General features: G+C 70.7%; 15 protein-coding genes. 3 read left to right on the top strand and 12 right to left on the bottom strand.

Annotated features, from left to right (window positions below):
* Positions 1–88 precede the first annotated feature (88 nt).
* The 6 genes from AB0H52_RS12075 to AB0H52_RS12100 form a co-directional block, all read right to left on the bottom strand.
* Positions 89–313, bottom strand: coding sequence for a hypothetical protein (locus AB0H52_RS12075; protein ID WP_151489185.1), 225 nt, complete (start codon positions 311–313; stop codon positions 89–91).
* A gap of 71 nt (positions 314–384) precedes the next feature.
* A complete protein-coding gene (locus AB0H52_RS12080) occupies positions 385–1,095 on the bottom strand; it encodes a demethylmenaquinone methyltransferase (protein WP_151489184.1) in 711 nt (236 codons plus the stop codon).
* 139 nt (positions 1,096–1,234) lie between these two features.
* Positions 1,235–2,458: an LPXTG cell wall anchor domain-containing protein gene (locus AB0H52_RS12085; RefSeq protein ID WP_357946877.1), complete on the bottom strand. Its 1,224-nt coding sequence runs from the start codon at positions 2,456–2,458 to the stop codon at positions 1,235–1,237.
* Positions 2,459–2,870: 412 nt separating this feature from the next.
* Complete coding sequence (gene mqnC / locus AB0H52_RS12090; protein ID WP_151489182.1) at positions 2,871–4,061, bottom strand: cyclic dehypoxanthinyl futalosine synthase; 1,191 nt, start codon at positions 4,059–4,061, stop codon at positions 2,871–2,873.
* Positions 4,062–4,261: 200 nt separating this feature from the next.
* Positions 4,262–4,465 carry a DUF397 domain-containing protein gene (locus AB0H52_RS12095; protein ID WP_357946880.1) on the bottom strand — a complete coding sequence of 68 codons (204 nt, stop codon included), beginning with the start codon at positions 4,463–4,465 and terminating at the stop codon, positions 4,262–4,264.
* A gap of 7 nt (positions 4,466–4,472) precedes the next feature.
* Positions 4,473–5,321 carry a helix-turn-helix transcriptional regulator gene (locus AB0H52_RS12100; protein WP_357946883.1) on the bottom strand — a complete coding sequence of 283 codons (849 nt, stop codon included), beginning with the start codon at positions 5,319–5,321 and terminating at the stop codon, positions 4,473–4,475.
* Between the two features lie 143 nt (positions 5,322–5,464).
* Here AB0H52_RS12100 and AB0H52_RS12105 point away from each other — a divergent pair, with 143 nt between their 5' ends.
* Entirely contained in the window at positions 5,465–5,836 is a 372-nt protein-coding gene (locus AB0H52_RS12105; protein ID WP_151489179.1) for a hypothetical protein, read from the top strand.
* Positions 5,837–5,879: 43 nt separating this feature from the next.
* Here AB0H52_RS12105 and paaE read toward each other — a convergent pair whose 3' ends face one another.
* From paaE to paaA, 5 genes are read right to left on the bottom strand one after another with little or no spacing between them, the layout of a single operon-like run.
* Positions 5,880–6,989 carry a 1,2-phenylacetyl-CoA epoxidase subunit PaaE gene (paaE, locus tag AB0H52_RS12110; protein ID WP_357946886.1) on the bottom strand — a complete coding sequence of 370 codons (1,110 nt, stop codon included), beginning with the start codon at positions 6,987–6,989 and terminating at the stop codon, positions 5,880–5,882.
* Positions 6,986–7,462: a 1,2-phenylacetyl-CoA epoxidase subunit PaaD gene (paaD, locus tag AB0H52_RS12115; RefSeq protein ID WP_151489177.1), complete on the bottom strand. Its 477-nt coding sequence runs from the start codon at positions 7,460–7,462 to the stop codon at positions 6,986–6,988. Before paaD ends, paaE begins: the two co-directional genes overlap by 4 nt.
* Positions 7,456–8,181, bottom strand: coding sequence for a 1,2-phenylacetyl-CoA epoxidase subunit PaaC (paaC, locus tag AB0H52_RS12120; protein WP_357946889.1), 726 nt, complete (start codon positions 8,179–8,181; stop codon positions 7,456–7,458). The genes paaD and paaC overlap by 7 nt, the downstream gene beginning before the upstream one ends.
* Before the next feature lie 55 nt (positions 8,182–8,236).
* Positions 8,237–8,521: a 1,2-phenylacetyl-CoA epoxidase subunit PaaB gene (gene paaB, locus AB0H52_RS12125; RefSeq protein WP_151489175.1), complete on the bottom strand. Its 285-nt coding sequence runs from the start codon at positions 8,519–8,521 to the stop codon at positions 8,237–8,239.
* Complete coding sequence (paaA, locus tag AB0H52_RS12130; protein ID WP_151489174.1) at positions 8,518–9,597, bottom strand: 1,2-phenylacetyl-CoA epoxidase subunit PaaA; 1,080 nt, start codon at positions 9,595–9,597, stop codon at positions 8,518–8,520. The genes paaB and paaA overlap by 4 nt, the downstream gene beginning before the upstream one ends.
* A gap of 372 nt (positions 9,598–9,969) precedes the next feature.
* Here paaA and AB0H52_RS12135 point away from each other — a divergent pair, with 372 nt between their 5' ends.
* Together AB0H52_RS12135 and AB0H52_RS12140 are read left to right on the top strand one after the other, a co-directional pair.
* On the top strand, positions 9,970–10,947 hold the full coding sequence (locus tag AB0H52_RS12135; protein WP_151489173.1) for a hypothetical protein: 978 nt from the start codon (positions 9,970–9,972) through the stop codon (positions 10,945–10,947).
* Positions 10,947–11,915, top strand: coding sequence for a serine hydrolase (locus AB0H52_RS12140; protein ID WP_151489172.1), 969 nt, complete (start codon positions 10,947–10,949; stop codon positions 11,913–11,915). The genes AB0H52_RS12135 and AB0H52_RS12140 overlap by 1 nt, the downstream gene beginning before the upstream one ends.
* A 63-nt stretch (positions 11,916–11,978) precedes the next feature.
* Here AB0H52_RS12140 and AB0H52_RS12145 read toward each other — a convergent pair whose 3' ends face one another.
* Positions 11,979–12,830: a menaquinone biosynthesis protein gene (locus AB0H52_RS12145; protein ID WP_151489171.1), complete on the bottom strand. Its 852-nt coding sequence runs from the start codon at positions 12,828–12,830 to the stop codon at positions 11,979–11,981.
* Positions 12,831–12,875 lie beyond the last annotated feature (45 nt).

Consider the following 12,875-nt stretch of genomic DNA (forward strand, 5'->3'; position numbering starts at 1 on the left):
AGTGTATGACCGACGTCATACCTGCGCAGGGTCAGGGGTGCCTAACTCGCCGATGTGACAGTCGGCGACCGTCCACAGCAGTCGGGTGTCAGGCCGGGCTGGGCGCGTCCAGGCCGGCGTCGACGCGGATGGTCTCCGGCAGGTGCTCGCGCAACGCGCCACCAGCGGCCCGGTCCAGCGCGGCCAGCACCTCGGCGACCACCTGCCGGACCTCCGCCGGGTCCGCTCCGGCCAGCGCGCGCAGCTGCGCGACGAGTTCGGCCGCGTCGTCGTCGGTGGCGGCCACCGGGTCCGCCGGCTCTGCTCCGGTCATGCCGACGAGCGTACGGGGCAAAGTGGACTAAAGACGGATATTCACGAAACGCTCCTGCGGTCAGCTCCGCGTTACTGGCGGATCCCCCGGTGCAGGGCGACCACACCACCGGTCAGGTTGCGCCACGCCACCCGACTCCAGCCGGCCGCGGCGACCCGCCCCGCGAGCGCCGCCTGGTCCGGCCAGGCCCGGACCGACTCGGCGAGATAGACGTACGCCTCGGGGTTGCTGGACACCGCCCGGGCGACCACCGGCAGGGAGCGCATCAGGTACGACAGGTACACCGTCCGGAAGGCCGGGTTGACCGGGGTGCTGAACTCGCACACCACCAGCCGCCCGCCCGGCCGGGTGACCCGGGCCAGCTCACGCAGGGCCGCGTCGGTGTCGTTGACGTTGCGCAGCGCGAACGAGATGGTCACCGCGTCGAAGCTGGCGTCGGCGAACGGCAGCCGCAGCGCGTCCCCGGCCAGCAGCGGCACCTGGGGCCGGACGCGCTTGCCCGCGTACAGCATGCCCAGCGACAGGTCGGCGCCCACCGCGTACGCCCCGGACTGGGCCAGCTCCTGGGTCGACACACCGGTGCCCGCACCCACGTCGAGCACCCGCTCGCCCGGTCGCAGCCCGAGCGCCGCCCGGGTGGACCGACGCCAGGATCGGTCCTGGCCGAAGGAGAGCACCGTGTTGGTCAGGTCGTACCGCTCGGCCACGCCGTCGAACATCGCGGCGACCTCGTGCGGCTGCTTGTCCAGGCTGGCTCGCTGGCCCTGCGGGGTACGGCTCACCCCTCCACTCTGCCAGCCACGCGCGGACCGCCGGCCGTCGGGTCCGCGTACCCCGGGCGGGTGCGCGACCGGCGCGGCCCGGTCGGAGACGCGAAAGGGCGGGGTGGTCGCCCACCCCGCCCTCGTGTCGCGACGACCGTCAGTCGGTCGACTTCTCGTCGCCCGGTGCGACCAGGACGACCTTGCGCCGGCGGGAGAGCACCAGCAGCGCCCCGCCCGCGAGCAGGATCAGACCGCCGATGCCGCCGATCAGGCCGGCCTGCACACCGGTCACCGGCAGACCGCCGCCACCACCGCCGGTGCCCGGCGAGGTGGTGACACCCGGCGTGGGCGTGCCGGTCGGAGTCGCCGTCGCCGTGGGCGTCGGGCTCGGCGTGGCCGCGGTCAGGTCGACGAACGCCTCGAAGGTGGTGTGGTTGTCCACCTCGTCGACCTCGGTGAAGGCCTTGCGCTGCGCCGAGCTGGCCACCTCGGGCTCCTCCTCGGGCTGCCCCTCGGCACCGTCCAGCCCGAATGCGAAGAGGTCACCCTCGTGCAGCACCGGCTCGGTGACGTTGTTGCCGACCTTCACCGTGACGTCCGCGGTGTAGTACTGCCCGGGCTTGACGACCGCGCCGGCGTCCTCGCAGAACAGCTGCTGCTTGCCCAGGAACACCTGCTCCAGGCAGCCCTGCGGCTTCTGCGCGAACGTCACGCCCACCGGCAGGGTCAGGCCGTAGAAGATGCCCGTCGCCTTGCGGCTGCCGTCGTTGTAGACCGCCCAGTCCAGCGGCACCGTCTCGCCCCGGCGTACCGGGCGCAGGTCGGGGTCGTCGCCCTGGACGCCGTTGACCAGAACGTTTGCCTGGACGTCCTGCACCCAGCTGGTCAGGTCGTAGCCGGCCTTGGCCACGGTGATGTCGTGCTCGACCGTGTCGACCGGCGTGGAGCCGGAGGTGGCCGAGCTGATGGAGACCACCAGCGTGCCGGCGTCTCCGCGACCACCGGTGGAGAACAGCGGGATGCCGAACTCCTCGCCGGTGCCGGCCGGCAGGTCGCCGAGCGGGCAGGTGAACGTCGTGCCCTTCATCTGGCAGCCGAGGGGCACCACGACGCCAACCTTGTTCTTCTTCAGCCTGCTGGTGTCCACGGTGTAGCTGACACCCGTGGCGGCAACCGTGCTCCGGCTGTTGTCGACCCGGAACTTGAACGGCTTGGCCTTGGCCGCCTTGACGCCCTTGGCGAGCTCGGTGCTGATCGGCACCAGGGCCAGATCGGCCTGGTCGGCGGCGTGCGCCGGGGCGGCCACGGCGGCCAGGCCACCGGTCGCCAACAGGGCCACGACACCGGCGCGGGCCAGGGCCGAGCGGTGGAACGCTGTCATCAGTCCCCCGGGGGTAGGGAAGAAAGAGTGGTTGCGGAACGAGCGGACGTTATCGGAGGTCGATCTCCCACGCCAGCGCGCAGGGCCGCTTTCATCCGTCCGGCCTGGACCGATGAGACGGAACGGGCGGGATGGTCACCCATCCCGCCCGTACCGCCGTGCGTTATATGAACGACCCTCACGGGCCGATGGAGGACAGCCCTCGACCAGGACCATCAGACCATCCGCCACCAGCACGGTCGCGCTGATTTCGCCGATCGGGTGGCGACGGATCCGAGCCGGGACGCTAGCCGCCGACGATCATCTCCACCAGCCCCGGACCGGACAGCCTGCCGCTGCGACGGCGCGGACCACCCGTACCGCCCACCACCGTCGGGCGGGAGCACGAGCCCCGGTCAGCCGAACGGCCGGGTCAGTTGACCTCGACCAGTGGCAGCGACCGGCCCGCCCCGCCGCCGGGCAGGGCGATCGAGGAGAAGTGCGAGACCACCCGCTCGTCGGTCGGATCGTCGGCCGGCGTGTGGTGCACGGCGAGCCGGTTGTAGAGGGTGTCCCGCTGCGCGGGGATCCGGTCCGCCGAGCGGATCATGCCGATCAGCTCGTGCAGGTTGGAGCGGTGCCGCGCGCCGGCCGAGGAGATGACGTTCTCCTCCAGCATGATCGAGCCCAGGTCGTCCACACCCATGTGCAGGGAGAGCTGCCCGACGTCCTTGCCGGTGGTCAGCCAGGACGCCTGGAGGTGCGGCACGGTCTCGAAGAAGAGCCGGGCCACCGCGACGAGGCGCAGGTATTCCAGGGTGGTCGCCTGGGTGCGGCCCTTGAGGTGGTTGTTCTCCGGCTGGTACGTCCACGGGATGAACGACCGGAAGCCACGGGTACGGTCCTGCACGTCACGGATCATGCGCAGGTGCTCGATCCGCTCGGCGTGCGTCTCGCCGGTGCCCATCATCATCGTGGCGGTCGACTCGATGCCCTGCCGGTGGGCCAGCTCCATGACCTCCAGCCAGCGCTCACCCGACTCCTTGAGCGGCGCGATGGCCTTGCGGGGCCGCTCCGGCAGCATCTCCGCGCCGGCGCCCGCGATCGAGTCCAGGCCGGCGGTCTTGATCCGGGCGATGGCCTCGTCCAGGCTCACCCCGGACACCTTGGCCATGTGCAGGATCTCGCTCGGGCCGATCGAGTGGATGACCAGCTGCGGGTACGCCTGCTTGACCGAGGAGAACAACTCCTCGTAGTACTCGACGCCGTAGTCCGGGTGGTGGCCGCCCTGGAGCATCACCTGGGTCGCGCCCAGCTCGACCGCCTCGCCGCAGCGGCGCAGGATCTCCTCGGTCGGGTGGGTCCACCCTTCCTTGTGCTTGGGCGCACGGTAGAAGGCGCAGAACTTGCACGCCGTCACGCAGACGTTCGTGTAGTTGATGTTGCGGTCGATCAGGTACGTGACGACGTTGTCCGGGTAGCGCCGGCGGCGCACCGCGTCCGCCGCCTCGCCCAGCGCGTGGAAGGGCGCCTCGGTGTAGAGCAGCAGGGCCTCCTCGGGCGTTATCCGCCCACCGTCCGCGCCGCGCTGCAGGATGTCGTCGATCTCCCGGCTCACCGTCACAACCCCGAGCCTACGTCGCCCGCTCAGCGGCCAGCACTCCGCTCTGCCTCCCGTGACGGCAACCCCAAGCGGCGCTCAGCGGCGGCGATCTGTCCAGCGGCGAGACCTTGGACAGTTTCCGTCAGCGCGGAACGGAAAGTGTCCAAGATCTGCGCGGATTTCCCTCCCGTTCGCGCCAACCCGTACGCCACCGCATGCCGTCACTCCGCCTGGCTCGGATGCCCCGTGCCTGCGACGAAACGGGCCCACGCTGCACGCTCGAAGGCCAGGACCGGGCCGGCCGGGTCCTTCGAGTCGCGTACGGCGATCGCATGAGTCAGCTCGGCGACCTCGACGCAGTCGGCGTTGGTGCCACTGCGGCTGGACTTGCGCCAGGTCGCGCCGGACAGCTCCGGAGTGATCATCAGGGGCTCACTCTCGCTCGTGCTCCGTTGCGACCCGCGCAACGAACTCCACCGAATCGACGGGGCTCAGCGCCACCTCGGCCAGCCTATCGGCCTCCCGCCGGAAGTGCGCCACCTGCGGCGGCTCCTCCAGGAACAGCCCGGTCAACTTGTGGTCCAGACAGACCACCGATCGGTTGCGGGGAAAGTCGAAGAGCGCGAACGCCCCGTCCAGCCCGGTGTGCCCACCGACCGCCAGCGGCACCACCTGCAAGGCCACGTTCGGCCGTGCCGCGGCCTCGATCAGGTGCCGAAGCTGACGGGCCATCACCCGGGGGCCGCCGAGCACCCGGCGCAACACCATCTCGTCGAGCAGCGCGTGCAGCGTCGGCGGCGTGGCCCGGCTCAGAATCGCTTGCCGGCCCAACCGGGCCGCCACCCGCCCCTGCGCTTCGTCATCCGGGATGCCCCCACTGCGCATCAACGCCTGGGTGTAGTCCGGAATCTGCAACAGGCCCGGCACCAGCAGCGGCTGCCAGTTCACGATGTCGGTCGCCTCCGACTCCAACCGGATCAGCGTCCGGGACTCGTCGGACAGCCCACCGATCGCCTCCCACCAACCGGACTCGGCCGACCGCTCGGCCATGCCGAGCAGTCGTTTGCGCTCGTCCCCGGTCACGCCATAGATCACCAGCAGCGACGCGACATCCGCTGCCTGGATGCCCTGGATGCCGGTCTCCATCCGGGACAATTTCGACGGCTGCCAGCCCAGCCGGGTGGCCACCCGACGCAGCGGCAACTTGCGCGCCTCCCGCAGCTCACGCAACTCGCCGCCGAGCCCACGACCAACGACGGTGGGTTGACTGGCCTTGGGCATCCCTGGTCCTCCGCGTCGGCTCCTGTCGCACCGTCACGCTGACGGCATGGACTCATGGCGTTGAGTATTGACTTGATCTCAGCAACCCGCAACCATCGCAAGCAACGTTGCTGAATCTCGTTCCCCACCCGCCGGAGGTTACGATGCCGATCTGGACTCAACAGCCCGCCTGGCTGCGACCGTACGATCCGGCCGATTCACCCGGGCCGATCCCGTCGGTGATCGCCCACTTCCGGCGACACGGACGGGAGGATGAGCCGACACCGACCGAGGCGCAGCGAGAGGCGAGCCGCTACACAGTGGTGCTGGTGCCACCCGAGGCCGCGGTAGCGCTGGGCGACAACCGCGGCGAGGTCGGCCTCCAACTGTTCCGCGACACCGACTGGGACCACTACCCGGCTCACCTCGACGAGGCGGTCACGCTGATCGAGGAGGCGTGCGGGGAGCGGGTCACCCTGGTCGAGCACCGCTCCGACCTCACCTACTGGACCGCACACGTCCGTCCCGAGAACTGAGGTGGCCTGCCGGTTCGGAACAGCAGAACTCGTCGCCGGTGAGTCAGGCGTCGTAGTCGACCGTGAGCTTGTCGGTGGTCGGGCTGGACTGGCAGGTCAGCACGTAGCCGGCGGCCAGCTCGTCGGGCTCCAGCGCGTAGTTGCGGGCCATGGTGACCGCGCCGTCGACGACCTTCGCCTTGCAGGTCGAGCAGACGCCGCCCTTGCAGGCGTACGGCAGCTCGCCCCGCACCTTCAGCGCGGCGTCCAGCACCCGCTCCTCGCGGCCCATCGCGAAGCTCGACGACCGGCCGTCCAACAGGATGGTGACCTCGGTGCCGGCGCCGGCCTGGTCGGCGGGGCGGCGCACCGGCTCCGGCGGCGCGTCGACGTGGAACAGCTCGGTGCGTACCGCCGACTCGGGCAGCCCACGCGCGGTCAGCACGTCCCGGACGTCGACCACCATGGCGTACGGGCCGCAGAGGAACCACTCCTCGATGGCGTCGCCCGGCACGATGGTCTCCAGCAGACGGCCCAGCCGCTGCGCGTCGATCCGACCGGAGAGCAGCGGCGACTCGCCCTGCTCGCGGGACAGCACGTGCACCAGGTGCAGCCGGGTCGGATGGCGGTCCTTCAGGTCGGCCAACTCCTCGGCGAACATCACCGTGTTCGCCGTGCGGTTGCCGTACACCAGGGTGAACGTGCTGGCCGGCTCGACGGCCAGGGCGGTCGCGACCAGCGCGAGCACCGGGGTGATGCCGGAGCCGGCGACGACCGCGCCGTAGTGCCGCACCCGGTCCGGCGCGAACGCCGTGGTGAAGGTGCCCAGCGGCGGCAGCACCTCGACCGTGTCGCCGCCGCGCAGCGCACCGCACGCGAACGCCGAGAAGGCGCCACCGGGAATCTCCCGCACCCCGATCCGCAACCGGCCGTGCCGGGCCAGGTCGTCGGGGGCGGAGCAGATCGAGTACGACCGGCGCACGTCCGTGCCGTCCTCGGCGACTCGCCGCACGGTGAGGTGCTGACCCGCGCGGAACGCGAAAGTCTCCCGCAGATCCTCGGGTACGGCGAAGGTGACAGCCACCGAGTCGTCGGTGAGGCGGTCGACGGCGGAGACCGGCAGCGGGTGGAAGACCGGCCGACGGCGGACCGGACGGGTGATGGTGACAGTCACAGCGCCTTCAGGTGGTCGAAGGGTTCGGCGCAGGAGCGGCAGCGCCACAACGCCTTGCAGGCGGTCGAGCCGAAGCGGCTGACCTGCTCGGTCTCCGGTGAGCCGCACTGCGGGCAGCGGACCGCGAGGGTCAACGACACCACGCCGGCGGTGGGCACCGGGGCCGGCGGGGCGATCCCGGCGGCGGCGAGCTTGGCCCGGCCGCCCGCGGAGATCCAGTCGGTGCTCCACGGTGGGCTGTAGACGGTCCGGACCTCCGCGTCCGGGTGCCCGGCCACCGCGAGCGCGCGGCGGATGTCCGCCCGGATCACGTCCATCGCCGGGCAGCCGGTGTAGGTCGGGGTGATGGTGACGGTGACCCGGCCACTGGCCGGATCCTCCTCGACCGCGCGCAGGATGCCCAGCTCGTCGATGGTGATCACCCGGATCTCCGGGTCCACCACCGACGCGGCCGCGTCCCTGGGGTTCACCACCGCGCCCCGGGGTGCGCGCGGTGCAGCACCTGCATCTCGGCGAGCAGGTAGGACAGGTGCTCGGTGTGCACGCCGTCGCGCCCGCCGGCCGGCACCCAGGCACCCTCGGGGCGGGTGAGCGTCGCCTCGGCCAGCACCGCGCCGACCGTCTCGTCGAACGCCGGCCGCAGGGTGGACGGGTCGACCGGCGCCGCCGGGTCCGCGCCGAACAGCTCGTGCGTGTACGGCCACACCTCGTCGACGGCCGACTGCATCCGGCGGTGCGACTCCTCGGTGCCGTCACCGAGCCGCTTCACCCACAACGCGCCGTGGTCCAGGTGGTACGCAGACTCCTTGCGGGCCTTCGCGCCGATCGCGGCCAGCCGCTCGTCGGCACAGCCGGCCAGCGCCGTGTAGAGCGGCACCTGGTACGCCGCCAGGAAGAACAGCTTCGCCACCGTCACCGCGAAGTCGCCGTTGGGCAGCTCGACCAGGAGGGCGTTGCGGAACTCGCGGTCGTCACGCAGGTACGCCAGCGCGTCCTCGTCACGGCCGGCGGCCTCCAGCTCCCCCGCGTACGACAGCAGCAGCCGGGCCGCGCCGAGCTGGTCGAGGGCGATGTTGGCGAGCGCGATGTCCTCTTCCATCTCCGGCGCGCGGGTCGTCCACTCGGCCAGTCGCTGCGCCGCGATCAGCGCGTCGTCACCGAGGCCGAGGGTGAAGTCGAAGGGCCCGTTCACGCCGCCACCTCGCCGCGCTCGGCGGCCGCGCGGCTGAGCTGACTGGTTCGCTCGCTCACAGGTGTGCCACCCCGTCCGGCACCTCGTAGAAGGTGGGGTGGCGGTAGACCTTGTCGGCCGCCGGGTCGAAGAAGGCGTCCTTCTCGTCGGGGCTGGTTGCGGTGATCGCGGCGGCCGGCACCACCCAGATCGACACGCCCTCCTGCCGGCGGGTGTAGAGGTCCCGGGCGTTGTGCAGCGCCAACTCGGCGTCCGGGGCGTGCAGGCTGCCGACGTGGGTGTGCGACAGCCCACGCCGGGCCCGCACGAACACCTCCCACAGCGGGGTCTGTTCCGTCATGCCGCCACCTTCTCCCTGTTCTCCGCCCGCTTGGCGGCGTACGCCGCGGCGGCCTCACGCACCCAGGCGCCGTCGGCGTGGGCGGCCCGCCGGTGAGCCATCCGCTCCCGGTTACACGGCCCGTTGCCGGAGATCACCCGCATGAGTTCGTCGTAGTCCGGCTGGCTGTAGTCGTACGCCTGCCGTTCCTCGTTCCAGCGCAGGTCGTCGTCGGGGATGCGTAGCCCGAGGACCTCGGCCTGCCCGACGCACATGTCGACGAAACGCTGGCGCAGGTCGTCGTTCGAGAAACGCTTGATCTTCCAGGCCATCGACTGGGCGGAGTGCGTGGAGTCGCCGTCGGGCGGGCCGAACATGGCCAGCGACGGGTACCACCAGCGGTCCACCGCGTCCTGGGCCATGGCCCGCTGCGCCGGCGTGCCGTGGGCCAGGGTGTGCAGGATCTCGTAGCCCTGGCGCTGGTGGAACGACTCCTCCTTGCAGACCCGGATCATCGCTCGCGCGTACGGGCCGTAGGAGCAGCGGCACAGCGGCACCTGGTTGACGATCGCCGCGCCGTCCACCAGCCACCCGATCGCGCCCACGTCGGCCCAGCTCAGGGTGGGGTAGTTGAAGATCGAGCTGTACTTCTGCCGCCCGTCGAGAAGTAACTGGACCAGCTCGTCGCGGCTGATCCCGAGAGTCTCGGCGGCGGCGTAGAGGTAGAGCCCGTGGCCGGCCTCGTCCTGCACCTTGGCCAGCAGGATCGCCTTGCGCTTGAGCGACGGCGCCCGGCTGATCCAGTTGCCCTCCGGCTGCATGCCGATGATCTCGGAGTGGGCGTGCTGGGCGATCTGGCGGATCAGCGTCCGGCGGTACGCGTCGGGCATCCAGTCGCGCGGCTCGATCTTCTGCTCGGAGCCGACGACGTCGGCGAAGTATGCCGCCAGGTCCTCGTCCGGCGCGGGTCCGCCGCGTCGCTCGCGTGCGGCGGCCGCGCGCAGCTCCGCCTCGGCCGCCTCGACCTCACCCAGCAGACCGCCGCCGGGAATGTCGTCCGAGGCGTCCGTCGGTGCGGAGAAGTCGTTGCCATACATGAGGACAAGTGTTACAGCTTGCGCCCTGATGCACCAGGGGGTGTAACAGAAAACCCGTGTCACCTTCGGCCACCTTTAGGCGGTTGTTCCTCACGTTGCGCGACCGCGTCGGCTGTGAGGTAGCTCACGATACAAAGATGAACCCGCCCAGAAGCCGCATACCATCTCGATATTCCGTCTTCATCGCAAGTTGCCAGGTGTCGAGTTCTGGCGAGTCGCCAGTCCGGACGTAGACTTCTGCTGGTCACACGATCGGCTGCCCAGAATCGCCGTCTCCACAGAGGCCACCTCCCCCGGCCTCGGCGATCGCACCGGTCGCCCCGGACAACAAAGCCGGTCCCCCGGCCCTGACATCTGGAGCTCACCCACATCATGCGATCCCGCGTGACCACGGTGCTCGCCGTCGCGGCGACCCTGCTCGGTGGCGTCCTGCTGGTTCCCGCCGCGTACGCCCGACTGGCCGACGACACCAGCAGCGGAGGCGGAGGCGGCGGTGCCGCCTCGACCGTCCCCGCGCCCACCCGGCCACCGCCAACCCTGTCGGCGGGCCCGGTGTCGGTGAGCTTCCAGGGCGAATTCTTCTCGTGGGCGCTGATGGACCGGAAGACCGGCAAGATCTCCGGGTCGTCGAACATGACCTCGACCAGCTCCACCGAGTCGATGATCAAGGCGTGGATCGTCTCCGACTACCTGCGGCAGCTCGGAGACAGGGAGCCTCCCGCAGCGCTCAAGGAGGCGGCGCGGCTCGCCATCATCGACAGCGACGACGTCGCGGCCAACAAGATCCACGCCGCCGCGGGCGGCTCGTACAAACCCTCGACGAGCAGCACGCCCGACGCGGTGATCCAGCGGGCGATCACGATCTGCGGGCTGACCGACACCAAGCGTGGCAACGTCGCTCCGTACACCGGGTACTGGAGCTTCACCCGGATGTCACCGCGCGACGCGGTCCGGCTCGGCGACTGCATCGCCGACGGCAAGGCCGCCGGCCCGAAGTGGACGAAGTGGGTGCTCGACCAGATGAGCGAGGTACGCGGCAGCGTCAAGGAGCAGAAGAAGACGTCCGGTGGTGGCCGCTGGGGGATCATCGACGGCCTGCCCAAGTCGATCACCGCTCAGGGGCCGGTCAGCATCAAGAACGGGTGGACCCCGATCGCGTACGACAGCAACTGGCACGTCAACTGCCTGGCCGTCAACGGAAAGTGGAGCCTCGCGGTGATGGTGCGCTACCCGCTCCGGAGCGGACTGAACTACGGTGCCCAGGTCTGTTCCAGCGTGGCCACCCAGTTGGTCACCCCGCAGCCGGGCGCCGCGCTCAAGGTCCCGCAGCAGCCGGTCGGGAAGCTTTGATGGCGGGCAGCCGTCGGGCGGACCGACGCGGCGACGGCGAGACGTCGTCCCCCCTACGGCTGGTGGCCATCGCGGTCATCCTGATCGGGCTCGCGCTGGTGTCGCTGCGGCTGCTGCCCGGGTCGCCCTTCGAGTCGTCCGCCGCGGCCAAGTGGGGTCACTCCGGCACGGTCAGCGACCGATCCACCGGTACGGCCACCGACCGCAGCGCCCGCAAGCCGGCCTCGCCGCCGCCGAGCCCCAGCCCCAGCCCGTCACTGGAACCGCTGCCGTTCGTGGCCAAGGACCTCAACCTCAACATCAAGGGCTGGTACTCCTGGAGCGTGCTGGACCGACGCACCGGGAAGATCATCGGTTCCAAGAACATGGGCGAGACCAACACCACCGCCTCGATGATCAAGTCTTGGATCGTCGCCGACTACCTGCGCCGCGCGGCCGACGCCGGCCAGACCCCGAGCGACGCGAAGCTCGCCGACGCCACCCGGATCATCCGGGACAGCGACAACACCCGGGCCGAGCAGTTCTACGACACGGTGGGCCGGGCAGCCTCGATCAAGCGGCTGATCTCCATGTGCAAGCTCACCGACAGCAGCGTCGCACCCGACGGCGGTTGGAGCCGCACGGCGCTCTCCCCACGGGACACCGCCCGCCTGGGCAACTGCATCGCCACCGGCACCGCCGCCGGGCCGAAGTGGACCACGTGGCTGCTCAACGAGATGAAACTGGTCCGTGGCGCCGGTGACTTCGGCATCCGCAAGGCGTTCCCGGCCGCCGAACAGAAGCAGATCGCCATCAAGAACGGGTGGATCGACCGGACCAAGGAGCAGGAGACGCACGTCAACTGCCTGGCCATCGGCGACACCTGGACGATGGGCGTGATGGTCAGGTACCCGATCGGCATGGGCTACGACTACGGCATGCAGAACTGCGAGAAGATCACCGAGGCGCTGCTCCGGCCCGGCGTCTGACGCCCGGCGTCTGACGCCCGGCGCAGCGCGGCCCGCCGCACGAGCGGGCCGCAGGCCGGCGGCTCAGCCGGCGAAGAACTCGGGGCCGCCGTCGGGCAACGCCGGCGTCTCGCCGATCACGGCGGCGCGGCGGGCGAACTCCCGCAGCCCGGCGACCTGCCGGTCACCGAGGGAGAAGTCCAGCGTCCGGAAGTACGTGGCCAGCGTCGCGGCGTCGAACGTCTCCCACCGGGCCGCCGCCTCGGCGACCTGATCCAGCTCGGCCAGGCAGAGGTCACGCGAGCGCAGGAACGCCTCGTGCACCTCCTTGACCAGGCCCGGGTGGGCGGTGGCGAAGTCTCGGCGTACCGCCCAGACGGCGAAGACCATCGGCAGCCCGGTCCACTCCCGCCAGGCCTGCCCGAGGTCGGTGACGGTCAGGCCCAGCTGCGGTGCCTCGTACAGCGCCCGCAACGCGACGTCCCCGATCAGCACGCCGGCGTCGGCCTCCAGCATCATCTGGGTCAGGTCCGGCGGGCAGCGGAAGTAGTCGGGCCGCACACCGTACTGGTCGGCGAGTAGCAGCTGGGCCAGCAGCACCCCGGTACGCGAGGTCGAACCGAGCGCCACCCGGGCGCCGTCCAGCTCGCCCAGCGGCTTCGTGGACACGATGTTGACCGAGAGCACCGGCCCGTCGCTGCCCACCGCCAGGTCCGGCAGGAGCAGCAACTCGTCGGCGTGCTTCAGATACTCCACGAAGGTGATCGGGCCGATGTCCAGATCACCGGCGACGAGCGCGGCACTCAACCGGTCCGGCGAGTCCTTGTGCAGATCCACGTCGAGCAGGGCACCCGAGCGCATCAGACCCCAGTAGATCGGCAGGCAGTTCAGGAACTGGATGTGCCCGACCCGCGGGCGTGCGATGCGCTCAGCCATGCCCCGACCGTATCCCCGGCGTCCGGCTCGGGCTCGGCGGGCCGA

The organism is Micromonospora sp. NPDC050695 (genome assembly GCF_040654415.1).
In the GTDB taxonomy this organism is placed as follows: domain Bacteria; phylum Actinomycetota; class Actinomycetes; order Mycobacteriales; family Micromonosporaceae; genus Micromonospora.

Excerpts from the sequence above, each read along its gene's own strand:
- AB0H52_RS12105 (WP_151489179.1), top strand. The coding sequence starts at position 5,465 with ATGCCGATCTGGACTCAACAGCCCGCCTGGCTGCGACCGTACGATCCG.
- AB0H52_RS12095 (WP_357946880.1), bottom strand. The coding sequence starts at position 4,465 with ATGATCACTCCGGAGCTGTCCGGCGCGACCTGGCGCAAGTCCAGCCGC.
- AB0H52_RS12085 (WP_357946877.1), bottom strand. The coding sequence starts at position 2,458 with ATGACAGCGTTCCACCGCTCGGCCCTGGCCCGCGCCGGTGTCGTGGCC.
- AB0H52_RS12100 (WP_357946883.1), bottom strand. The coding sequence starts at position 5,321 with ATGCCCAAGGCCAGTCAACCCACCGTCGTTGGTCGTGGGCTCGGCGGC.
- AB0H52_RS12135 (WP_151489173.1), top strand. The coding sequence starts at position 9,970 with ATGCGATCCCGCGTGACCACGGTGCTCGCCGTCGCGGCGACCCTGCTC.
- paaA (WP_151489174.1), bottom strand. The coding sequence starts at position 9,597 with ATGTATGGCAACGACTTCTCCGCACCGACGGACGCCTCGGACGACATT.
- AB0H52_RS12075 (WP_151489185.1), bottom strand. The coding sequence starts at position 313 with ATGACCGGAGCAGAGCCGGCGGACCCGGTGGCCGCCACCGACGACGAC.
- AB0H52_RS12145 (WP_151489171.1), bottom strand. The coding sequence starts at position 12,830 with ATGGCTGAGCGCATCGCACGCCCGCGGGTCGGGCACATCCAGTTCCTG.
- paaB (WP_151489175.1), bottom strand. The coding sequence starts at position 8,521 with ATGACGGAACAGACCCCGCTGTGGGAGGTGTTCGTGCGGGCCCGGCGT.
- AB0H52_RS12140 (WP_151489172.1), top strand. The coding sequence starts at position 10,947 with ATGGCGGGCAGCCGTCGGGCGGACCGACGCGGCGACGGCGAGACGTCG.